Origin of the sequence: Paraburkholderia ferrariae NBRC 106233 (assembly GCF_000685035.1) — a bacterium.
In the GTDB taxonomy this organism is placed as follows: domain Bacteria; phylum Pseudomonadota; class Gammaproteobacteria; order Burkholderiales; family Burkholderiaceae; genus Paraburkholderia; species Paraburkholderia ferrariae.
The window spans coordinates 76,312-97,219 of sequence record NZ_BAYB01000021.1 but is presented as its reverse complement, the minus strand read 5'-3'; the positions used below and the strand labels follow the sequence as shown (position 1 = coordinate 97,219).

At 67.5% G+C, this 20,908-nt stretch carries 20 protein-coding genes; 12 read left to right on the top strand and 8 right to left on the bottom strand.

All coding sequences use genetic code 11. The annotated features are described in order from the left end of the window. Positions 1-61 precede the first annotated feature (61 nt). Together BFE01S_RS21700 and BFE01S_RS39615 are read right to left on the bottom strand one after the other, a co-directional pair. The gene (locus BFE01S_RS21700) at positions 62-604 is read right to left on the bottom strand and encodes a response regulator transcription factor (RefSeq protein ID WP_028227308.1); all 543 of its coding nucleotides are present in this window, start codon (positions 602-604) and stop codon (positions 62-64) included. Then, positions 601-2,082, bottom strand: a complete 1,482-nt coding sequence (locus BFE01S_RS39615; RefSeq protein WP_084170091.1) for an ATP-binding protein — start codon at positions 2,080-2,082, stop codon at positions 601-603. Before BFE01S_RS39615 ends, BFE01S_RS21700 begins: the two co-directional genes overlap by 4 nt. A gap of 124 nt (positions 2,083-2,206) precedes the next feature. On the opposite strand from BFE01S_RS39615, the gene BFE01S_RS21690 reads away from it, so the two are divergent. Then, entirely contained in the window at positions 2,207-3,862 is a 1,656-nt protein-coding gene (locus tag BFE01S_RS21690; protein WP_052420950.1) for a hypothetical protein, read from the top strand. Here BFE01S_RS21690 and BFE01S_RS39610 read toward each other — a convergent pair. Next, complete coding sequence (locus BFE01S_RS39610) at positions 3,859-4,140, bottom strand: cysteine-rich CWC family protein (RefSeq protein ID WP_063834435.1); 282 nt, start codon at positions 4,138-4,140, stop codon at positions 3,859-3,861. The genes BFE01S_RS21690 and BFE01S_RS39610 overlap by 4 nt on opposite strands. 286 nt (positions 4,141-4,426) lie before the next feature. Between BFE01S_RS39610 and argB the strand changes: the two genes are divergently transcribed. The 8 genes from argB to BFE01S_RS21645 all read left to right on the top strand — a co-directional run bounded on the left by argB (position 4,427) and on the right by BFE01S_RS21645 (position 12,301). Continuing rightward, the gene (gene argB / locus BFE01S_RS21680; protein ID WP_028203194.1) at positions 4,427-5,326 is read left to right on the top strand and encodes an acetylglutamate kinase; all 900 of its coding nucleotides are present in this window, start codon (positions 4,427-4,429) and stop codon (positions 5,324-5,326) included. Positions 5,327-5,435: 109 nt separating this feature from the next. Continuing rightward, positions 5,436-6,182 (top strand): pyrimidine 5'-nucleotidase, encoded by a 747-nt coding sequence (locus BFE01S_RS21675; protein ID WP_028227306.1) that lies wholly within the window; start codon positions 5,436-5,438, stop codon positions 6,180-6,182. Positions 6,183-6,284: 102 nt separating this feature from the next. Beyond that, positions 6,285-6,956, top strand: a complete 672-nt coding sequence (gene slmA, locus BFE01S_RS21670; RefSeq protein WP_028227305.1) for a nucleoid occlusion factor SlmA — start codon at positions 6,285-6,287, stop codon at positions 6,954-6,956. 118 nt (positions 6,957-7,074) lie between these two features. Beyond that, positions 7,075-7,665 carry an HdeD family acid-resistance protein gene (locus BFE01S_RS21665; RefSeq protein WP_042338181.1) on the top strand — a complete coding sequence of 197 codons (591 nt, stop codon included), beginning with the start codon at positions 7,075-7,077 and terminating at the stop codon, positions 7,663-7,665. A 264-nt stretch (positions 7,666-7,929) separates the two neighbouring features. Next, positions 7,930-9,075, top strand: coding sequence for a homoserine O-succinyltransferase MetX (metX, locus tag BFE01S_RS21660; RefSeq protein WP_028227303.1), 1,146 nt, complete (start codon positions 7,930-7,932; stop codon positions 9,073-9,075). Continuing rightward, the gene (gene metW, locus BFE01S_RS21655) at positions 9,072-9,680 is read left to right on the top strand and encodes a methionine biosynthesis protein MetW (protein WP_028227302.1); all 609 of its coding nucleotides are present in this window, start codon (positions 9,072-9,074) and stop codon (positions 9,678-9,680) included. Before metX ends, metW begins: the two co-directional genes overlap by 4 nt. 69 nt (positions 9,681-9,749) lie before the next feature. Next, entirely contained in the window at positions 9,750-11,144 is a 1,395-nt protein-coding gene (locus BFE01S_RS21650; protein WP_028227301.1) for an AmpG family muropeptide MFS transporter, read from the top strand. Next, positions 11,141-12,301, top strand: coding sequence for a M48 family metallopeptidase (locus BFE01S_RS21645; protein WP_245621165.1), 1,161 nt, complete (start codon positions 11,141-11,143; stop codon positions 12,299-12,301). Before BFE01S_RS21650 ends, BFE01S_RS21645 begins: the two co-directional genes overlap by 4 nt. Positions 12,302-12,353: 52 nt before the next feature. On the opposite strand, the gene BFE01S_RS21640 is transcribed toward BFE01S_RS21645, so the two are convergent. The 5 genes from BFE01S_RS21640 to gatC all read right to left on the bottom strand — a co-directional run bounded on the left by BFE01S_RS21640 (position 12,354) and on the right by gatC (position 17,623). Beyond that, positions 12,354-13,133, bottom strand: a complete 780-nt coding sequence (locus BFE01S_RS21640; RefSeq protein ID WP_028227299.1) for an exodeoxyribonuclease III — start codon at positions 13,131-13,133, stop codon at positions 12,354-12,356. Positions 13,134-13,173: 40 nt separating this feature from the next. Continuing rightward, entirely contained in the window at positions 13,174-14,010 is an 837-nt protein-coding gene (locus tag BFE01S_RS21635; protein WP_028227298.1) for a PPK2 family polyphosphate kinase, read from the bottom strand. Positions 14,011-14,166: 156 nt separating this feature from the next. Further along, complete coding sequence (gatB, locus tag BFE01S_RS21630; RefSeq protein ID WP_028227297.1) at positions 14,167-15,642, bottom strand: Asp-tRNA(Asn)/Glu-tRNA(Gln) amidotransferase subunit GatB; 1,476 nt, start codon at positions 15,640-15,642, stop codon at positions 14,167-14,169. 2 nt (positions 15,643-15,644) lie between these two features. Next, a complete protein-coding gene (gene gatA / locus BFE01S_RS21625) occupies positions 15,645-17,135 on the bottom strand; it encodes an Asp-tRNA(Asn)/Glu-tRNA(Gln) amidotransferase subunit GatA (RefSeq protein WP_028227296.1) in 1,491 nt (496 codons plus the stop codon). 188 nt (positions 17,136-17,323) lie between these two features. Next, the gene (gatC, locus tag BFE01S_RS21620) at positions 17,324-17,623 is read right to left on the bottom strand and encodes an Asp-tRNA(Asn)/Glu-tRNA(Gln) amidotransferase subunit GatC (RefSeq protein WP_028227295.1); all 300 of its coding nucleotides are present in this window, start codon (positions 17,621-17,623) and stop codon (positions 17,324-17,326) included. Between the two features lie 425 nt (positions 17,624-18,048). Between gatC and BFE01S_RS21615 the strand changes: the two genes are divergently transcribed. From BFE01S_RS21615 to mreD, 3 genes are all read left to right on the top strand, one after another. After that, on the top strand, positions 18,049-19,092 hold the full coding sequence (locus tag BFE01S_RS21615) for a rod shape-determining protein (protein ID WP_004189550.1): 1,044 nt from the start codon (positions 18,049-18,051) through the stop codon (positions 19,090-19,092). Between the two features lie 180 nt (positions 19,093-19,272). Then, positions 19,273-20,361 (top strand): rod shape-determining protein MreC, encoded by a 1,089-nt coding sequence (mreC, locus tag BFE01S_RS21610; RefSeq protein ID WP_028227294.1) that lies wholly within the window; start codon positions 19,273-19,275, stop codon positions 20,359-20,361. Next, complete coding sequence (gene mreD / locus BFE01S_RS21605) at positions 20,361-20,873, top strand: rod shape-determining protein MreD (RefSeq protein ID WP_028227293.1); 513 nt, start codon at positions 20,361-20,363, stop codon at positions 20,871-20,873. The genes mreC and mreD overlap by 1 nt, the downstream gene beginning before the upstream one ends. The last annotated feature ends 35 nt before the right edge of the window (positions 20,874-20,908 follow it).

Genomic DNA, 20,908 nt, shown 5'->3' with positions numbered 1-20,908 from the left:
TGCTGGTTGCGGGGCCTTTTTTCATGCAGGAAGCGAAGCGGGCCTCAGTGCGCCCCTGGGTTCATTGACGCACCGGACGCTTCGCAAGCTTGCGCTGGAGCGTGCGCCGATGCATGTTGAGCGCCCGCGCCGTGGCGGAAATGTTGCCGCCGTGCTCGGCCAGCACGCGCTGGATGTGTTCCCATTCGAGCCGCGCCACCGAAAGCGGCGCCGGGTGTTCGATGGCCGCGTCCGCCTGCAGCGCGCTCGCGTCGCTTTGCAGCGCCGCCAGGATCATCTCGACGTTCGCGGGCTTCGCGAGGTAGTTGTCGGCGCCGTCCTTCACCGCCTGGACCGCCGTGGCAATGCTCGCGTAGCCGGTCAGGATGAGCATGCGCGCGTCGGGCTGCAGCTCGCGCAGCGGCGCGACGAGCGACAGGCCCGAGTCGCTGCCCAGATGCAGGTCCACCGTGATCTGCGCGAACTTCTGCTGGTTCGCGAAACGGATCGCCTCCTCGGCGTTGTGCGCCTGCTGCACCTGATAGCCGCGCCGCGTCAGACCGCGGGTGAGGATATCGGAGAACACCTCGTCGTCGTCGATCACCAGAAAACTCATTTCGCTCATGCCTGCTTCTCCGTGTTGTTAGGCGGCACCGAGCCCGGCCGGCCCGTGCCTGATCCGATACCGGCACCCGCGTCGTGTGCCGCCGTGTCGTCCGCGCCCGCGGACACCGCCGCGGCGCTTCGGCCCATCTTCACCGGCACGCGCAGCACGGCACGCGTGCCGCGTGGCTTGCGCTCGCGGGCGGCTGTGCTCGTGCCCGTGCTGCCCAGGCTACCCGTGCTGCCGGCGCTATCCGTCGCGCCCGTCACCGCGGCCCGGCTCTCGCTGGCCGAACCCGGCGCCGCAACGTCCGTCAGCTCGATCGACCCGCCAAGCCGTGCCGCCGACGAAAACGCCAGATACAGGCCCACGCCATGGCCGCCCTGGGTGCTTTCCACGGGCACCGATCCGAGCGCATTGCGCAGCGCGGCCGGAATCCCCGGTCCCGCGTCGCACACCTCGAAGTCGATATAGCCCGCGCGCGGCGAGGGGTAGGCCTGCAGCGTGACATGATCGCGGCTCGCGCGCGCGGCGTTGTCGAGCAAGATGGTGAGAATCTGGCCGACGGCAACGGCATCGTCGAGGCTCGCTTCGGCCGGCGGATCGCCGATCTGCTCGAATTTGACTTGCGGGTGGCGCAGCCGCCACTGCTCGACGAACGGCCCCAGCCATTCGCCGACCGCCTGACGCCCGCCCTGCGACGACGCGCGGCTGCGCAGCCGCGCCAGCGCCGACGTGCACAGCGAGATCTGCCGCTCGAGCAGGTCGAGATCGGCGCTATAGGGGGTGAGGGCTTCGTCGGTGCGCGCCATGTCGCGCAACTCTTCGGAGAGCATCGCAATGGTCGAGAGCGGCGTGCCGATCTCGTGCGCGACCGTCGCCGCCTGCACGCCCAGCGCCACCGCGCGCTCGTCGCGCAGCAGGCGCTGCTGCGCGTCGCCGAGCGCGGTGTCGCGCTGGCGCAGCGCGCGCGACATGCGCGCGACGAACCACACGATCAGCCCCACGCTCACCATGAAGTTCACCCACATGCCCGCCCGATAGTAGATGAACAGGTTGGCGGGGTTCTCCATGTCGAGCGGCACGTTTTCCAACCCGAGCAGCACGTAGCAGGCCACGGCGAAGGTGGCCAGCCAGCCCGTGAGATACCACGGCAGCACCGCCGCCGCGATGGCGAGCGAAGGCAGATAGAGCGAGACGAACGGATTGGTCGTGCCGCCCGAAAGATAGAGCAGCGCGGAAAGTGCGGCGAGATCCACCCAGATCTGGCCGCACAGTTCGAGATTCGATTCGGGACGATCCTGCGCGACGCGCATCCACGTGACGCCGTTGAACGCCACTTCCATGGCGACCACGAACAGCATGGCGGGAATGGGCAAATGCACGCCCAGAAAGAACTGCACGAAGGCAATCGTGCAGAGCTGGCCGAGAATGGCGAGACTGCGCAACCAGAAGAGATGGCCCAGATTGACGCGAGCACTGACAGTAATGCGATGCATGGGGTCAGTTTACATGTTCGGACGGGTCCGATTCACTATCCCGAAATAGTCTGCTGCAATAAGAGGCTTGCTCCCTGACATCAGTCGTCCCACATTCCTCGTTACGGTTAAGGCTGGCAAACCGATGCAACACGACATCCGCAATTCACTCGAACCGCTGTGGCAAGTGTTTCTCGATTTCACGGACACGGCATCCGGGTCCGCATCGGAACCGGGCTCGACCGACACCGCGGCCGGTGCGCTGCTGGCGCGCGCCGCGCTCGCGCTGCGCGCGCTCGACGCCGTGGCGCTCGCCAACATGGTAAGCACGGCGCTCGAAACCGGGCAGCTTGCCGATGCCATCCGCATTGCCGCCGCCGTTGCGCGGCTCGCGCCCGAACGCGCCGATGCGCACTTCATGGCGGGCCTCGCGCTGCAATTCGCCGGCCGTCATGCCGATGCGGTGGAACCTTACCGCCGCGCGTTTGCCATCGCGCCCGATTTTCCGCATCTTCGCAATAATCTCGCGATTTCCTTGATGCAGATCAATTCTTGCGGCGATGAAATCCAGCGCCTGCTGGAGGCGGCCGCCGCCCACGATCCGTCCGACCCGAAGCCGTGGATCAACCTCGCGAGACTGCGCCCCGACGAAACCGATATCGGGCGTCCGGCCAAGGCGGCCCGGCGAGCCCTCGCGCTCGCGCCGCACGACCCGCTCGCGCTCAACAACTCCGCCATGGCGCTCAAGGAAATGCAGCGGTGGGACGACGCCCAACAGGCGGCGCAGGCCGCCTGCCAGTATGCGCCGAACGACCTCTCGCTGCGCTTCAACCTGTCCACGCTGCAACTCGTGCGCGGCGACTTCGCCAACGGCTGGACCGGCCACGAGGCGCGCTGGCTCGGTGCGAGCGAGCTGAATGCCGGGCGGCCCGCGTTCGCGAAGCCGCAATGGCAAGGCGAGCCCATCGCGGGCCGTACGCTGCTGGTGTGGGGCGAGCAAGGCATGGGCGACCTGCTGCAGTTCTGCCGCTACGTGCCGCTGCTGGCCGAGCGCGTGCACCGCGAGGGCGGGCGCCTCGTCTGGAATTCGTTTGCGCAGATGGGCGCGCTGCTCGAACGCAGCCTCGGCGCGCAGTGCGACGGTTACAGCGCGGGCGGCGGCATCGAAACGCTGCCCGCCCACGACTGCGAAGTGTCGCTGCTGAGCCTGCCGCTCATCTTCGGCACACGGGCAGACTCCATCCCCGGACCGGCGCGCTATCTCGCGCCCGAGCGCGATGCCGCCGCGCGCTGGCGCGAGCGCCTCGCCGGCGAGCGCCGCCTGAAGGTCGGCCTCGCGTGGACGGGCAGCCCCACGCACAAGCGCAATCCGTTCCGCCGCGTGGATCTGGGGGCACTCGCGGCGCACTTGCGGGGCCTCGACGACGACGTCGCGTTCTATTCGCTGCAGCCCGGCGCGCAAGACGACGTGGCCGCCGCGCGCGCCGCCGGCTTCGAGATGGCCGATTTCAGCAGCGAATGGCGCACCTTCGACGACACCGCCGCGTTCGTCGATTCGCTCGATCTGGTGATTTCGGTGTGCACGTCGATGGCCCATCTTGCGGGCGCGATCGGCCAGCGGACCTGGGTCTTGCTCGACGTGAACCCGCACTGGGTCTGGCAACTCGAACGGCGCGACAGCCCGTGGTATCCGAACACCACGCTCTACCGGCAAAAGGCGTTCCGGCAGTGGAGCCCGGTGCTGGAGGGGGTCGCCGCCGATCTTCGCGCGCTGGCGCAGGCGCCGCGCGAACCGCGTTAGCGCCTGGGCGTGCCTTGGTCGTCCGTATCGACCGGCGTGACAGGTATGGCCGGGGTGGTCGGCGTGGCGGGGGTGATGGAAGCGCCGGCCGCCGCCTCGGCGAGGCATTCGGGGCAAAGGCAGCGCCCGCGCGGGTCGAGCTGGCTCGCCGGCAGAGCCGGGAGCGTGCTGCACCAGCACTCGAAGGGCTCGGTGTGCCGGCCGCAGTCGAACGCGGTGCCGCAGCGCGGGCAGCGGGCGCGGCGCATGTCGGGAGCGGGATGGGCGGAGGCGGTCATGGGGCGCGCTCCTCGTGATGCCGGCGTCGGCGGTAAGGAAATGATGCCACAGCGCGCCCCAGGTCCCCGGGCGGCGCGACGCGTGCCGAAGCCCGCCCCCGCGCCCGCCCGACGCCCGCCTGCAGCCCGCCCACTGCCCGTGTGACAGGGCCGCCGGGCATGCCTCCCGCCGTGTTGCGCGCTGGCCCGGCGGCCCTTGCGAAAACCCTGTTGCAGCGCGCCAGTCCTGTACAATTCGGCCTGTTTCAACCGTTTTTGCCCAGACTTCTCGCCTACTCCCGCCGCCATGTCCGAGCCCATCGACCTCTCGCAGATCGCCCCGACCCTGAAAGCCGAAATTCTGGCCGAAGCGCTGCCCTATATCCGCCAGTATCACGGCAAGACCGTGGTGATCAAATACGGCGGCAACGCCATGACCGAAGAGCGGCTCAAGCAGGGCTTCGCGCGCGACGTGATCCTGCTCAAGCTCGTGGGCATCAACCCGGTGATCGTGCACGGCGGCGGCCCGCAGATCGACACGGCGCTGAAGAAGATCGGCAAGCAGGGCACCTTCATCCAGGGCATGCGCGTGACCGACGAGGAAACCATGGAAGTGGTGGAGTGGGTGCTCGGCGGCGAGGTGCAGCAGGACATCGTCACGCTCATCAACCACTTCGGCGGCCACGCCGTGGGCCTGACGGGCAAGGACGGCGGCCTCATCCACGCGCGCAAGCTGATGATGCCGGACCGCGACAACCCGGGCCAGTACATCGACATCGGCCAGGTGGGCGAAGTGGAGGCGATCAATCCGGCAGTCGTGAAGGCCCTCCAGGACGACGCGTTCATTCCGGTGATCTCGCCGATCGGCTTCGGCGAAGACGGCCTCTCGTACAACATCAACGCCGACCTCGTGGCGGGCAAGCTCGCGGTGGTGCTCAACGCCGAAAAGCTCGTCATGATGACGAACATCCCCGGCGTGATGGACAAGGCGGGCAACCTGCTCACCGACCTCTCGGCCCGCGAGATCGACGCGCTCTTCGAAGACGGCACGATCTCGGGCGGCATGCTGCCGAAGATCTCGTCGGCGCTCGACGCCGCGAAGAGCGGCGTGCGCTCGGTACACATCATCGACGGCCGCATCGAACACTCGGTGCTGCTCGAAATCCTGACCGAGCAACCGTTCGGCACGATGATCCGCTCGCATTGACAGTGAGCCAGCCGCTGCCGGGCCAGCCTCGACAACTGCCCCGGCCGGCGCGGCACCCGGCGCCCCCGAGCCCTCGCAGCCGCCGGGCGCCGCCAACCCTCCCCAGGCCATGACCGTCTCCCGTCCGCGCCCCCGCCGGCCGCAGCGCGCCACCGGCGCCCCCGTCTGGCTCTTCGATCTCGACAACACGCTGCACGCCGCGTCGCGCGCGATCTTCCCGGCCATCAACCAGGCGATGACGCAGTACATCATCGACGCGCTCGGCGTGAGCCGCGACGTGGCGAACCATCTGCGCACGAGCTACACGCAGCGCTATGGCGCCGCCCTCCTCGGCCTCACGCGCCACCATCGGGTCGATCCGCACGACTTCCTGAAGGTGGTTCACACCTTCCCCGACCTGCCCGGCATGGTCTACGCCGAACGCGGCCTCGCGCGCATGCTGCGTGCGCTGCCGGGCCGCAAGATCGTGCTGACCAACGCGCCCGAAGCCTACGCGCGCGCGGTGCTCGCGGAACTGGGCATCGAGCGGATTTTCGAGCGCGTGATCGCCATCGAGCACATGCGCACGCGACGCCGCTGGCGCGCCAAGCCCGACCGCGCGATGCTGCGCGAAACGCTGCGGCGCGCGGGCGCCGCGCTCTCCGACGCGATCCTGATCGAAGATACGCACGGCCATCTGAAGCGCTACCGGCAACTCGGCATCCAGACGGTCTGGATCACGGGGCACCTGCCCACGCGTGCGCCGGCGCTGCGTTTGTCGGGCCGGGGACGGCCCCACTATGTCGATCACCGCATTCGTTCGTTAAAATCGCTACAAACGGGCCTGCAGTCGGGAAGACTGCGGCAGACGGGGTGACGACGCAACCGCCAGGCGGGCAACAGGCATTCGAGGGACTTCAGGTGCCTGGGCGGCCACGCCCGGGCGGCGAGTCCGGAGCGAAAACCGAGGGCGACATTCATGCAGCCGACCGAAACGCGTGACGCAGCCGTAACAGAAGAGCCATCCGGCACGGTTCGCCGCGCCGCCCGCCCGAAACCGGGCGAACGCCGCATCCACATTCTCCAGACGCTCGCCTCGATGCTCGAGACGCCGCGCGGCGAGAAGATCACCACGGCATTGCTCGCCGCGCGCCTCGGCGTCTCGGAAGCGGCGCTCTACCGCCACTTCGCGAGCAAGGCCCAGATGTACGAGGGCCTCATCGACTTCATCGAGCAGACGCTCTTCGCGCTCATCAACCAGATCGTCGCGAAGGAGCCGGGCGGCCTGCTCCAGGCGCGCGCCATCGCGCTCATGCTCATCAACTTCTCGACCAAGAACGCCGGGATGACCCGCGTCCTGACCTGCGAAGCGCTCGTGGGCGAGCACGAACGCCTCGCCGGGCGCGTGAACCAGATGCTCGACCGCATCGAAGCCTCGCTGCGCCAGTGCCTGCGCGTGAGCGTGGCCGAAAGCGCGCAGGAGGCGGACACGTTAGGGGCAGCCGCGCTGCCGAAAGGGTACGATCCGGCTGTACGCGCGAACCTGGTCGTCCGCTACGTGATGGGCTGCTGGCACCGCTACGCCCAGAGCGGCTTTACGCGCTTGCCCGGCGAGTACGCCGAAGAACAGATTCGCGTGATTCTTCAGTAAAGCGCACCCGGGCAACAACGGCGCCGCCCGCTACGGGGCGGCCCTCGGGGTTCTCAGGGCTTCCGCGGCTCTTGCAGCCCGCGCGGCCGGTGCGCTTCGTCCCAAGGAGAAGAACCGCATGAACCGTCCGTTGCCCTCCGCCGCCCTGCCGCTGCTCTCCGGCCTCTCCGCCCATTGGGGCTGGCTCATTGCCCGCGGCATCGCCGCCATCGTGTTCGGCATCCTCGCCTTCGCGTGGCCCGGCCTCACCGTGCTCACGCTCGCCATCGTCTGGGGCGCCTACGCGATCGTCGATGGCGCCTTCGCCCTGCTCTACGGCGCGCGCGGCGGCGGCACGCGGCGCTGGACCTATATCGTCGTGGGCCTGATCGGCCTGATCGCGGGCCTCGTGGCGTTCTTCTGGCCCGGCGAAACCGCCATCGTCCTCGTGATGATCATCGGCTTCTGGGCGCTCGCCATCGGCATCTTCGAGATCATCTACGCGATCCAGTACCGTCACGCCATCGCGCATCCGTGGGCCGTCGGGCTCTCCGGGCTGCTCTCGGCCGCCGTGGGCTTTTTCATCGCCATGTTCCCGGGTGCCGGCGCGCTCTCGCTGATCTGGGTGATCGCGAGCTACGCCATCCTCTACGGCGTCTTGATGATCGTCGCGGGCTTCCAGCTGCGGCGCTGGCGCAACGCGCATCCGGCCGCAAGCCAGGCGCCTTAGTTTGGCCCACCCCGGCACCTCGGGCGCCCGCGCGCCCGCGGCAGTTCGTCCGCTGCATTGCCGCACGCGTTTTCCGTTATACTTTGCGTTCGTTTTGAAACACCAGCGCGCCGATTTGCTGACTCGATTGCGGGCGCGCGAACCTGAAAGCCACGGCTCGCGGGTTCATTACAAATGCGGCTAAAGAGGTCGTCAGCCGCGCCAACCCTTTCGCACTCCGCGCTCGCCGACACCGTTTAGCCGCCCGAACACAAGGCGGAACGAATGGAATCGATCGGCGTCGTCGCTCCACACACACTGCATTTCGACGAGCCCCTGCAACTGCAGAACGGCATGGCCCTTGCCGGGTACGACCTCATGGTCGAGACCTACGGCACGCTCAATGCCGCGCGCAGCAACGCAGTGCTCGTCTGTCACGCGCTCAATGCCTCGCACCACGTGGCGGGCGTGTACGCGGACGATCCGAAGAACGTGGGCTGGTGGGACAACATGGTGGGGCCGGGCAAGCCGCTCGACACCAACCGTTTCTTCGTGATCGGCGTGAACAACCTGGGCTCGTGCTTCGGCTCCACCGGGCCGATGAGCCTCGACCCGGCCACGGGCGCGCCCTACGGCGCGAAGTTTCCCGTGGTCACCGTGGAAGACTGGGTGGACGCCCAGGCGCGCGTGGCCGACCGCTTCGGCATCGAGAAGTTTGCCGCCGTGATGGGCGGCAGCCTCGGCGGCATGCAGGCGCTCGCGTGGAGCCTGCGCTATCCGGAACGCCTCGGCCACTGCATCGTGATCGCCTCTACGCCCAAGCTCTCGGCGCAGAACATCGCGTTCAACGAGGTGGCGCGCTCGGCGATTCTTTCGGACCCCGACTTTCACGGCGGCGACTACTACGCGCACGGCGTGAAGCCGAAGCGCGGCCTGCGCGTGGCGCGCATGATCGGCCACATCACCTACCTCTCCGACGACGACATGGCCGAGAAGTTCGGCCGCGCGCTGCGCCGCGCGGAAGGCGCCGTGGATGCGTACAACTTCAACTTCGACGTGGAATTCGAAGTGGAGTCCTACCTGCGCTACCAGGGCGACAAGTTCGCCGATTACTTCGACGCCAACACGTATCTGCTCATCACGCGCGCGCTCGACTACTTCGATCCGGCCAAGGCGCACGAAGGCAACCTCACGAAGGCACTCGCGCACACGAAGGCGAAATACCTCGTGGCGAGCTTCACGACCGACTGGCGTTTCGCGCCCGCGCGCTCGCGCGAGCTCGTGAAAGCGCTGCTCGACCACAAGCGCCAGGTGACCTATGCGGAGATCGACGCGCCGCACGGCCACGACGCATTCCTGCTCGACGACGCGCGCTATCACAACGTCATGCGCGCCTATTACGAACGCATTGCCAGTGAGGTGGGCGCATGAACCCGAGCGCTTTCGACAGTCTTTCCGCCCGTCCCGACTTCCGCACCATCGCGCGCTGGATCGAGCCGCGCTCCAAGGTGCTCGACCTCGGCTGCGGCGACGGCGCGCTGCTCTCGCTGCTCAACGAAGAGCTGGAGTGCACGGGCTACGGCATCGAGATCAACGACGCGGGCGTGCTCGCTTCGGTGGGCAACGGCATCAACGTGATCCAGCAGAATCTGGAAGACGGCCTGCGCCTTTTCGAAGATGCGAGCTTCGACTTCGCGATCCTCTCGCAGACGCTGCAGACCATTCACCAGACCGCCGCGATCCTGCGCGAAACGGCGCGCGTGGGCAAGGAATGCATCGTCTCGTTCCCGAACTTCGGCTACTGGCCGCACCGGCTTTCGGTGCTGCGCGGGCGCATGCCGGTGTCGAAGTCGCTGCCTTACCAGTGGCACAACACGCCGAACGTGCGGGTGCTGACCGTGAAGGACTTCGAAGCACTCGCGCCCGAAGTGGGCATCGAAATTCTCGACCGCGCCGTGCTCCACGGCGGTCAGACCGTGCGATGGGGCGTGAACTGGCGTGGTAGTCTTGCGGTCTATCGCGTGAAGAAAAAATGACGTCGTAGCGCGGCGTCGTGCGTTTTCCTGCCCGGTCCAGACCAAAACCCCGACGCCACCCCGGACGACATGCCGAATCCGCCCCACGAGGCCCCCGCCCTTACTGCTCACGAAAATCACCCCGGCTGGCGCGCGTACCTGAACACGCACATGCTGATCTGCGTGTTCCTCGGCTTTACCTCGGGGCTGCCGCTCTTCACGCTCGTCTATCTCGTGCAGGCCTGGCTGCGCTCCGAAGGCGTGAACCTCAAGGAGATCGGCCTCTTCGCGCTGATCCAGTTCCCCTACACCTGGAAGTTCGTGTGGGCGCCGCTCATGGACCGCTACGTGCCGCGCCTGCCGGGCTGGCGCCCCGGGCGGCGGCGCGGCTGGATGCTCGTCACGCAGATTCTCGTGGCGGGCGCGATCGCCACGCTCGGCTTCGTCTCGCCCAAAGACTCCATCTGGACCGTGGCCGCGCTCACGGCGCTCGTGGCGTTCTTCGGCGCGAGCCAGGACATCGCCATCGACGCCTACCGGCGCGAGCTGCTCACCGACACGCAGCAGGGCCTCGGCAACGCAGTCCACGTGAACGCCTACAAGATCGCGGCGCTCGTGCCGGGCTCACTCGCGCTGATTCTCTCCGACCACCTGCCGTGGAGCACGGTGTTCGCCGTCACGGCGGCGTTCATGATTCCCGGCATGATCATGTCGCTCGTGGTGAGCGAGCCCGAGGTGCACGGCACGCCGCCGAAGAACCTGCGCGACGCCATCGTCCAGCCGTTCGCCGAATTCGTGCGGCGCGACGGCTGGCGCGGCGCGCTCTTCGTGCTGGCGTTCATCTTTCTCTACAAGCTCGGCGACACGATGGCCACCACGCTCTCGACGTCGTTCTTCCTCGACATCGGCTACACGCGCACCGAGATCGGCGTGATCGCCAAGATGACCGCGTTCGGGGCAAGCCTCGCGGGCGGCATCATCGGCGGCGTGGCGCTGGTGAAGATCGGGATTGGGCGCGGGCTGTGGATCTTCGGCATCCTGCAGATCGTCTCGACGCTCGGCTTTGCATGGCTCGCGCAACTGGGGCCCGGCTCGCCCTCGCTCGCGACGATCTACGACGGCGTGCTCGCCGCGAGTCACGCCGTTTCCGGGGCCGCGGCCGCGCTCGGGCTCGCGGCGCACCTCACGCTCGATCCGCGCGCCGTGGCGCTCGCGCTCGTGTACGGCTTCGAGACCTTCGCGACCGGCCTCACGCTCGCGGCCTTCACCGCCTATATCGCGAGCACCACCGATCCGCGCTACACCGCCACGCAGTTCGCGCTCTTCACGAGCCTCGCTTCGGTGCCGCGCACGCTCGCGTCGGCGGCCAGCGGGTATGTGGTGGCGAAAATCGGCTGGTTCGACTACTTCATCGTATGCACGGCGTTAGCCGTACCGGGTATGCTCCTGCTGGTTCGTATCGCCCCGTGGAGAATCCGGTCTTGACCCCGTTACAGCCTGCCGTGCCCGCCCTGCGCCGTGCGCACCTCGGGGCCGCACGCATGCGCACGCTCGCCGTGACGCTCCAGTTGGCGATTGCGGCGCTGCCCGGTTTGCACGCGGACTGGGCGCTGGCCGACAATGTCCCGCCCGTGGGCACGCCCGCCGCCCCGGCGGCGCCTGCCACGACGTCATCCGGGGCCGAAACGCCGGCGCAGAGCCAGCCCCCGGGACAAGCACAGAGCCAGCCGCAAGGATCGGCGCAGGGCGCGGCCCAGGCGGCCAGCGCGGCCGCCGCTGCTGCTGCCGCGGCCGCTGCGGGGAACACATCGAGCACCGGCGCCCAGAGCGCGAGCCGGCAGGTGCGCTTCGGCAACAGCGCGGTGTACCGCAACCTGATCCCCTCGCCGATGCTGGAGGATCAGGCCGCCGCCGAATACGCCGAGATCGTGCGCGGCGCGGCGCACTCCGACCGTCTTTATCCCGACACCGACCCGCGCGTGCAGCGCGTGCGCCTGTTCGTGGACCGCCTCGCACCCTACGCGCAGAAGTGGAGCGACCGGGTGAAGAACTGGAAATGGGAAGTGGCGGTGATCCGCTCGCCCGATATCCGCATGTACTGCCTGCCGGGCGGCAAGATCGTGGTGTACGGCGGGCTGCTCGACCGCGTGAAGCTCAACGACAACGAGTTCGGCATGCTGCTCGGCCACGAGATCGCGCATGCGGTGCGCGAGCACATGCGCGAGCGGCTCGGGCAGCAGCAGGCCGCGCAGATCGAGGCCGGCACGGTGCCGCAGCTTTTCGGGCTCGCGGATCTGGGCGTGTTCCCGCTCGGTATCGGCACGCAGCTCTTCGAGATGCACTACGGCCACGCCGACGAAACCGAAGCCGACGTGATCGGCAGCGACATCGCCTCGCGAGCCGGTTTCGATCCGCGCGCGGCCGTCACGCTCTGGGACAAGCTCGCCGCCGCGACGAAGAACGATCGCGACCAGGGCTTCATCTACGTGCATCCGTACACGCCGGCACGGCGCGCGGACATCATCAAGCGGCTGCCCGACATGCTGCCGCTCTACGCCAAGGCCATCGGCAAGCCGGTGGACGAACTGCCCGATTACGCGGGCATCGGCGTGCCGCAGCGGCGCAAGGTGGCGGCGCCCTGAAGCGCCTGGAGCGGCGCTTCGAAGCCGCCGGTTGGGGCGGCCTCGGCGTGCGCTACGACTTGACCGGCCAGTCGTAATCGACGGTCAGCGGCGCGTGGTCGCTGAACTTGATGTCCCTGAAGATCGACGTGCGCCGGGCCGTCGCGGCCACCCCCGGCGTGGCGATCTCGTAGTCGATACGCCACCCCACGTTCTTCGCGTACGCCTGGCCGCGGTTGCTCCACCACGTGTACTGCTCGGGGCGCGAATCGAGCGTGCGGAAGACGTCCACATACCCCACGTCGTCGAAGAGCTTCGTGAGCCACGCGCGCTCTTCGGGCAGGCAACCCGAGTTCTTCTGGTTGCCCTTCCAGTTCTTGATGTCGATTTCCTTGTGGACGATGTTGACGTCGCCGCACACGATCACTTCGCGCTCGCGCTTGAGCTCGGCCAGATGCGGCATGAACTCGTCCATGAAGCGGTACTTGGCCTCCTGGCGCTCCTCGCCGCTCGACCCCGAAGGCACATAGACGGAGATAACCGAGAGCTTGCCGAAACGCGCTTCGACGTAGCGCCCCTCGGGATCGAACTCCTTGCTGCCGAAGCCGATGATCACGTCGTCAGGCTCGTGGCGCGTGTAGAGGCCCGCGCCGCTGTAGCCCTTTTTCACCGCATGCTGGAAATAGCCCTTGAAATCGTGGGGCGCCAGGAACTCGGGCGTCATGTCGTCCTGCGAGCACTTGATTTCCTGCACGCACAGCACGTCGGCCTTCTGGGTGCCGAACCAGTCGAAAAAGCCCTTCTTCGCCGCCGAACGGATGCCGTTCAGATTCGCGGTGATCACACGCAACATGTTCTGTTTCCTCGTTGTTGTCTTGGGGATAGGCATCGGGCTACTCGATCTTGAGGCCCTTGAGTTCCGGCTTCTCCGGCGGGTATTCGAGCTTGAGGCTTTCCATGAGGCGCAGCAGCAGCTCGCCCACCATCACGTTGCGGTGCGACTTCGAATCCGCGGGAATCACGTACCACGGCGCATACTCGGTGGAGGTGGCCGCGAGCACGTCGGCATAGGCGGCCTGATATGCGCTCCAGTGCTTGCGCGCTTCGAGGTCGGAGACGTCGAACTTCCAGTGCCTGGTGGGGTCGTCGATGCGCGCCTGGATGCGGTTCTTCTGCTCGTCCTTCGAGATGTGCAGCATGCACTTGACGATGGTCGTGCCGGTTTCCGCAAGCATCGCCTCGAAGTCGCGGATCTGGCGATAGCGGCGCTCCCATTCGGCTTCGTCGATCTGGCCCATCACGCGCGGCACGAGCACGTCTTCGTAGTGGCTGCGGTTGAAGATGGCCAGCTCGCCCGCCGCGGGCACCTGCAGATGCACGCGCCAGAGAAAGTCGCGCGAGGTTTCGATGGGCGTGGGCGCGCGGAACTGCACGATGCGCAGACCGAGCGGATCGACCTCGTGAAACACGCCGCGGATCGTGCCGTCCTTGCCGCTCGTGTCCATGCCCTGCAGCACGAGCAGCACGCGCTGGTGACGCTGCGCGTGCAGGCGCTCCTGCTGCACGTCGATCTTCGCGCCGATCTCGGCGAGCCGGTCGCGGTCGCCGTCCTTGCTGCCCGTGGAGAACGGCTTGGCCGTCGGATCGATCGCTTCGAGCGAGAATTTCGCCGTCTTCTTGTCGCCGAAGTACGGCACGCGGTAATCGTCGAGACTCGGGGACTTCGCCATGTGTTGTTCTCCAGGTGATTGACCCGTCCGTATTATGGAGGCCGCATAGGCTCCCGGGCGCCTCATTCGTGACGCCTCAAACAGCAGGGCGGCGCCGCACCCGGCCGAGGCGGCCGGAGCGACGCCGCCCTTTCGCAGACGGTGCCGGACGAACGCTCAGGATAGCTTCTTCTTCAGCAACTCGTTCACCTGCTGCGGATTCGCCTGGCCCCTGGTCGCCTTCATCGCCTGGCCGATCAGCGCGTTGAACGCCTTCTCCTTGCCCGCGCGGTACTCTTCGACCGACTTCGCGTTCGCCGCGAGCACCTCGTCGATGATCGCTTCGAGCGCGCCCGTGTCCGAGATCTGCTTGAGGCCCTTCGCTTCGATGATGCGGTCGGCGGCGCCTTCGTCCGCTGCCTTCTCTTCCCACATCGCGAGGAACACTTCCTTCGCGATCTTGTTCGAGATCGTGCCGTCGGCGATGCGCTGCAGCAAAAGTGCGAGCTGCGCGGCCGAGACCGGCGAGGCATCGATTGCGAGCCCCTCGCGGTTCAGCTGCGACGACACCTCGCCCATCAGCCAGTTCGCAACGGCCTTCGCCTGGCCTGCGCCCGCCTTCGCCACCACGGCCTCGAAGTACGCGGCCATGGCCTTGCTCGAAGTCACCACGCCCGCGTCGTAGGGCGTCATGCCGTACTGCCCGGCAAAGCGCGTCTGCATCGCGGCGGGCAGCTCGGGCAGCTCGCCCTTCACGCGCTCGACCCACGCTGCCTCGATCACGAGCGGCATGAGATCGGGGTCGGGGAAGTAGCGGTAGTCGTGCGCGTCTTCCTTGCTGCGCATCGAGCGCGTCTCGTGCTTGTCCGGATCGTAGAGGCGCGTTTCCTGCACCACCGTGCCGCCGTCCTCGATCAGCTCGATCTGGCGGCGCACCTCGTACTGGATCGCCTCTTCGAGGAAGCGAAACGAATTCAGGTTCTTGATCTCGGCGCGCGTGCCGAATTCCTGCTGGCCGACCGGCCGCACGGAGACGTTGGCGTCGCAACGGAACGAGCCTTCCTGCATGTTGCCGTCGCAGATGCCGAGCCACACCACGAGCGTGTGCAGCGCCTTCGCATAGGCCACCGCTTCGGCGGCGCTGCGCATTTCGGGCTCCGTGACGATTTCGAGCAGCGGCGTGCCCGCGCGGTTCAGGTCGATGCCCGTCATGCCCGCGAAGTCTTCGTGCAGCGACTTGCCGGCGTCTTCCTCAAGGTGCGCGCGCGTGAGGTTGATGGTCTTTTCGTACGCCTCTTTGCCCGCTTTCTCGTTAGCCGGCACCTGGATCGTGATCTGGCCGCCCTGCACCACCGGGATCTCGTACTGGCTGATCTGATAGCCCTTCGGCAGGTCCGGGTAGAAGTAGTTCTTGCGCGCGAAGATGCTGCGCGGCGCGATGGTCGCGCCGATGGCGAGGCCGAACTGGATCGCGCGCTCCACGGCGCCGCGGTTCATCACCGGCAGCACGCCCGGCAGCGCGAGATCGACGGGGCACGCCTGGGTGTTGGGCGCCGCGCCGAACCGGGTCGATGCGCCCGAGAAAATCTTCGATGCCGTCGAGAGCTGCGTGTGCGTCTCGAGGCCGATCACCACTTCCCATTGTGTTGCCATAGTCATACCCCTGCCGGCGCCTTGCGATGCCAGTCGGTCGCGCGCTGGAAGGCGTCGGCGACCTGCAGCATGCGGGCCTCGTTGAAATAGTTGCCGACGATCTGCAGACCGACCGGACGCTGCGCGTTCGCCCCCGCGCCGAAGCCGCACGGCACGCTCATGCCGGGCAGGCCCGCGAGGCTCGTGGAGAGCGTGTAGATGTCCGCGAGGTACATCTGCACCGGATCGTCGCCCTTCGCGCCGATGTCCCACGCCACGCTCGGCGCCACCGGGCCCATGATGACGTCGCACTGCCGGAACGCTTCCTGGAAGTCCTGCGCGATGATGCGGCGGATCTTCTGCGCCTGCAGGTAGTAGGCGTCGTAGTAGCCGTGCGAGAGCACGTAGGTGCCGACCAGAATGCGGCGCTTCACCTCGGGGCCGAAGCCTTCGGCGCGCGACTTCTTGTACATGTCGGGCAGGTCGCGGTAGTCGGCCGCGCGGTGGCCGTAGCGCACGCCGTCGAAGCGCGAGAGGTTCGACGAGGCTTCCGCCGGCGCGATCACGTAGTACACGGGAATCGAGAGCTCGGTCTTCGGCAGCGTCACCTCCACGAGCGTCGCGCCGAGCGACTCGTAGACCTTGAGCGCCGCGTCGATGGCCGCGCGCACGTCGCCGGCGAGGCCCGCGCCGAAGTATTCCTTCGGCAAGCCGATGCGCAGGCCCGCGAGCGGCTTGCCGGCGGGGGCGCCGGCGCTCCACGTCTGGCCGAGATGGCGCGTGTAGTCTTCGTCGTCGCGCACGAGGCTCGTGGAATCGCGCTCGTCGAAGCCCGCCATCGCGTTGAGCAGCAGCGCGCAGTCGGCGGCGTTGCGGGCGAACGGGCCGCCCTGGTCGAGCGACGAGGCGAACGCGATCATGCCGTAGCGCGACACGCGGCCATAGGTCGGCTTGATGCCGGTCACGCCCGAGAACGACGCGGGCTGACGGATCGAGCCGCCGGTGTCCGTGCCCGTTGCGGCGGGCGCGAGGCACGCGGCCACGGCCGCGGCCGAGCCGCCCGACGAGCCGCCCGGCACCGCCTTCGTGTCCCACGGGTTCCGCACGGGGCCGAAGTGCGAGTTCTCGTTGGACGAGCCCATGGCGAACTCGTCCATGTTGGTCTTGCCCACGCACACCATGCCGGCGCGCTCGAGCCGCTCGACCACGGTGGCGTCGAACGGGCTCACGTAGTTGCCGAGCATCTTCGAGCCGGCCGTGGAGCGCCAGCCGCGCGTGACGAAAACGTCCTTGTGCGCGAGCGGCAGGCCGAGGAGCGGGCCGTTTTCGCCGGCGGCAAGGCGCGCGTCGGCGGCCTTCGCCTGGGCGAGCGTCAACTCCGGATTCACGTCGACGAACGCGTTCAAGGCCCGGTGGGCTTCGATTCGACCCAGATAGAGCTGCGCCAGCTCGACTGCGGAGCACTCCTTGGCAGCCAGCGCGGCGCGCAGTTCGGTCAAGCTTTTTTCATGCATTGCGTAGTTCCTGGAAGAACGTAGGCGGCGAGCCGGGGCGGCCGGGTCGCCTTCCCGGGGCCGGACCAGCCGTGCCCCGCGAGATTCGGGAGAGCCGCCGCACGGCCTTTTTCAGACGGCGACGGGAACGAAACGCCCGGTGACGCGGTCATTCATCGTGTCACAAATCGGGTCACGAGCGGCGCGTCTCATTCGATCACCCGGGGCACGAGGTACAGGCCGTCCTGCACCGCGGGCGCCGGGCGCTGCAGTGCGTCGCGGTCGACGATTTCGGTCACGGCGTCTTCGCGCAGGCGCAGCGCCACGTCCTCGATCTGCTCGATCGGGTGGGCAAGCGGTGCGATGCCCGCGGTATCGACAGCCTGCATCTGCTCGACAAGGCCGAAGAAATGATTCAGCTGTTCGAGCGTATTGCCGGCTTCGGCGTCGGCCAGTTCGAGGCGCGCGAGATGCGCGATGCGCTTCACATCGTTCAGGGTCAGGGCCATGCGGTCACCGGAAAAAAGGCGGTTGCTCTGGCCGTTGCGGCAATGCGAAAAAAACGGTGCTGCAACAGCGGTTTATCGCGCCGGATCCGCCTTTGGAGGAAAGCTTCGGCAATGTCAAAAACTGCCTTTCGGATCCTGCAAAACAGGCAAAATTATAAGGTATCATTACGCGTTCGACCCAAACCCGGACCGCCTTGCGCGCGCCTTTCACCGCCTCTTGCAGCATTTCGCACCCCGGAAGGTGCGGCCGATGCGCAAGAAGGGCACGAAGGTGGCTCGCCTCGGGGCGGCCCTCCGGTAACGATCCCCGCAGTGTCAGGTTCCTCGCGGCGCGCCTCGCGCCCGGCCTGAGGCTGTTATTTTTTCCGCTGCCGCCCTTGGACCATTCCCGCAAAGGTCGGCCACAAGCGAGACAGGATTTTTGAATGTTCGGTTTTCTTCGTAGCTACTTCTCCAACGACCTCGCCATCGACCTCGGCACGGCCAACACGCTCATTTACATGCGCGGCAAGGGCATCGTGCTCGACGAGCCCTCGGTCGTCTCGATCCGCCAGGAAGGCGGCCCGAACGGCAAGAAGACCATTCAGGCAGTCGGCAAGGAAGCCAAGCAGATGCTCGGCAAGGTACCGGGCAACATCGAGGCGATCCGCCCGATGAAAGACGGCGTGATCGCCGACTTCACGGTCACCGAGCAGATGATCAAGCAGTTCATCAAGACCGCTCACGAATCGCGCATGTTCTCGCCCTCGCCGCGCATCATCATCTGCGTGCCGTGCGGCTCCACCCAGGTCGAGCGCCGCGCGATCAAGGAAGCCGCGCACGGCGCCGGCGCCTCGCAGGTCTACCTGATCGAAGAGCCGATGGCGGCTGCGATCGGCGCGGGCCTGCCGGTTTCGGAAGCCACGGGCTCGATGGTCGTCGATATCGGCGGCGGCACGACCGAAGTGGGCGTGATCTCGCTCGGCGGCATCGTGTACAAGGGCTCGGTGCGCGTGGGCGGCGACAAGTTCGACGAAGCGATCGTCAACTACATCCGCCGCAACTACGGCATGCTGATCGGCGAACAGACCGCGGAAGCCATCAAGAAGGAAATCGGCTCGGCGTTCCCGGGTTCCGAGGTCAAGGAAATGGAAGTGAAGGGCCGCAACCTCTCGGAAGGGATCCCGCGCAGCTTCACGATCTCCAGCAACGAAATTCTCGAAGCGCTCACCGACCCGCTGAACCAGATCGTCTCGTCGGTGAAGATCGCGCTGGAGCAAACGCCGCCGGAACTCGGCGCCGACATCGCCGAGCGCGGCATGATGCTCACGGGCGGCGGCGCGCTGCTGCGCGACCTCGACCGCCTGCTCGCAGAAGAAACCGGCCTGCCGGTGCTCGTCGCCGAAGATCCGCTCACCTGCGTGGTGCGCGGTTCGGGTATGGCGCTCGAGCGCATGGACAAGCTCGGCAGCATCTTCTCGTACGAGTGAGCGTAGCGCTCTTCACGCAGTCGGCGCGGCGCGGCCTCCCTGGCTGCCTGGGGAGTCCTGTGAGCCTGACAAGCCTGGCGAGCCCGGCAAGGCGGCTTCCGGGCCGCCGCGCCGTCCGCTGACAGGCGCCCCTCCCGGCGCCGCCGTTTCACTCTTTCGCACACGCCCCCGGCGCCGACCATGGAATACAGTCCGCCGCCCCTGTTCAAGCAAGGCCCTTCGGCAATCGCACGGCTGATCTTCTTCGTCGTGCTGTCGCTCGCCCTCTTGCTCTGCGACGCCCGCTTCAAGACGCTCGAAATCGTGCGCGGCGTGCTCGGGGCAGGCCTCTACCCGCTGCAGCGCGCGGCCCTCGTGCCGCGCGATCTCTTCATGGGCGCCGCCGACCTCGCCGTCACGGGCGCCACGCTGCGCGCCGAAAACGCGCAGTTGCACACGCGCAATCTGCAGCTCTCGCAACAGGCCAACGAAGCGGCCTCGCTCGCGGCCGAAAACAAGCATCTGCGCGCGCTGCTGGATCTGTCGCAGCGCATCGGCGCGCAGACGACGCCGGCCGAAATCCAGTACGACACGCGCGACCCGTTCACGCAGAAGGTGGTGATCGGCGGCGGCTCGCAGCAGGGCATCCTGAACGGCGCGCCGGTGGTGAGCGAAGACGGCGTGATCGGCCAGGTGACGCGCGTCTTCCCCATGCAGTCCGAAGTAACGCTGCTCACGGACAAGGATCAGGCCGTGCCGGTCGAAATCGTCCGCACGGGGCTGCGCAGCGTGATCTACGGCACGCCGCAGGGCGCGCTGCTCGACCTGCGCTTCGTGCCGATCAGCGCCGACGTGCAGGCCGGCGACGAACTCGTGACGAGCGGCCTCGACGGCGTGTATCCGCAAGGGCTGCCGGTCGCCCGGGTGCTGCGCGTGGACAAGCAGGCCGACACGGCGTTCGCGCGCGTGGTGTGCGTGCCGCTCGCGGCCGTGCGCGGCGCGCGCCAGGTGCTGGTGCTGCACTTCACGCCGCAGGTGCCGCCCAATCCGGTCGAAGCCGCCGAAGCGGCCGCCGCCGCTTCCGAGGCCGCAGCCAAAGCCGCGAACAAGAAGAAACCCGCCAAGGGCGCCGACAAGAAGGCTGACGACAAAAAGGCTGACGACAAGAAGGCCGACGACAAATCGAAGGCCGCCGGAACCAAACCGGCGACCACCGCTCCGGCCAACGCGCCCGCGAACACGCCGGCCAGCGCCAAACCGGCAAAACCGCAGGCGCAGGGAGCCCACTGATGCCGCGCCCGCAATACATCCTTCAGCCGGTCAACCCGTACTTCATCGCGTTCAGCCTCGCCGCGGCGTTCTTGCTGAACCTGCTGCCGTGGGGCAAGCTGCCCGGCGTGCCCGACTTCGTCGCGCTCGTCCTGCTGTTCTGGAACATTCATCAGCCGCGCAAGGTGGGCATGGGCATCGCGTTTTGCCTCGGCCTCCTGATGGACGTGCACAACGCCAACCTGCTCGGCGAGCACGCGCTCGCGTACACGCTGCTGTCGTACGGCGCGATCACGATTCACCGCCGCGTGCTGTGGATGTCGCTCGGCGTGCAGATGTTCGCCGTGATGCCGATACTGGTGGGCGCGCAAGTGGTGCCGTTCGTGATCCGGCTGCTGATGGGCGCCGCCTTCCCGGGCTGGGACTACCTCGCGAGCGGCTTCGGGGCCGCCGTGCTGTGGCCCGTGGCCAGCATCCTGCTGCTCTTGCCGCAGCGCCGCCCCGTCGATCCCGACGACACCCGGCCCATCTGAACGGCGTGTGCCGTCCGTTGCAGGAAGACGCTTGA

Bases quoted from the DNA above. Each gene is read 5' to 3' on its own strand.
- BFE01S_RS21700 (WP_028227308.1), bottom strand. From the start codon at position 604: ATGAGCGAAATGAGTTTTCTGGTGATCGACGACGACGAGGTGTTCTCC.
- BFE01S_RS21665 (WP_042338181.1), top strand. From the start codon at position 7,075: ATGAACCGTCCGTTGCCCTCCGCCGCCCTGCCGCTGCTCTCCGGCCTC.
- BFE01S_RS39610 (WP_063834435.1), bottom strand. From the start codon at position 4,140: ATGACCGCCTCCGCCCATCCCGCTCCCGACATGCGCCGCGCCCGCTGC.
- metW (WP_028227302.1), top strand. From the start codon at position 9,072: ATGAACCCGAGCGCTTTCGACAGTCTTTCCGCCCGTCCCGACTTCCGC.
- BFE01S_RS21640 (WP_028227299.1), bottom strand. From the start codon at position 13,133: ATGTTGCGTGTGATCACCGCGAATCTGAACGGCATCCGTTCGGCGGCG.
- BFE01S_RS21675 (WP_028227306.1), top strand. From the start codon at position 5,436: ATGACCGTCTCCCGTCCGCGCCCCCGCCGGCCGCAGCGCGCCACCGGC.
- BFE01S_RS21690 (WP_052420950.1), top strand. From the start codon at position 2,207: ATGCAACACGACATCCGCAATTCACTCGAACCGCTGTGGCAAGTGTTT.
- metX (WP_028227303.1), top strand. From the start codon at position 7,930: ATGGAATCGATCGGCGTCGTCGCTCCACACACACTGCATTTCGACGAG.
- gatB (WP_028227297.1), bottom strand. From the start codon at position 15,642: ATGGCAACACAATGGGAAGTGGTGATCGGCCTCGAGACGCACACGCAG.
- BFE01S_RS21635 (WP_028227298.1), bottom strand. From the start codon at position 14,010: ATGGCGAAGTCCCCGAGTCTCGACGATTACCGCGTGCCGTACTTCGGC.
- BFE01S_RS39615 (WP_084170091.1), bottom strand. From the start codon at position 2,082: ATGCATCGCATTACTGTCAGTGCTCGCGTCAATCTGGGCCATCTCTTC.
- BFE01S_RS21650 (WP_028227301.1), top strand. From the start codon at position 9,750: ATGCCGAATCCGCCCCACGAGGCCCCCGCCCTTACTGCTCACGAAAAT.
- gatC (WP_028227295.1), bottom strand. From the start codon at position 17,623: ATGGCCCTGACCCTGAACGATGTGAAGCGCATCGCGCATCTCGCGCGC.
- argB (WP_028203194.1), top strand. From the start codon at position 4,427: ATGTCCGAGCCCATCGACCTCTCGCAGATCGCCCCGACCCTGAAAGCC.
- gatA (WP_028227296.1), bottom strand. From the start codon at position 17,135: ATGCATGAAAAAAGCTTGACCGAACTGCGCGCCGCGCTGGCTGCCAAG.
- BFE01S_RS21615 (WP_004189550.1), top strand. From the start codon at position 18,049: ATGTTCGGTTTTCTTCGTAGCTACTTCTCCAACGACCTCGCCATCGAC.
- mreD (WP_028227293.1), top strand. From the start codon at position 20,361: ATGCCGCGCCCGCAATACATCCTTCAGCCGGTCAACCCGTACTTCATC.
- mreC (WP_028227294.1), top strand. From the start codon at position 19,273: ATGGAATACAGTCCGCCGCCCCTGTTCAAGCAAGGCCCTTCGGCAATC.
- slmA (WP_028227305.1), top strand. From the start codon at position 6,285: ATGCAGCCGACCGAAACGCGTGACGCAGCCGTAACAGAAGAGCCATCC.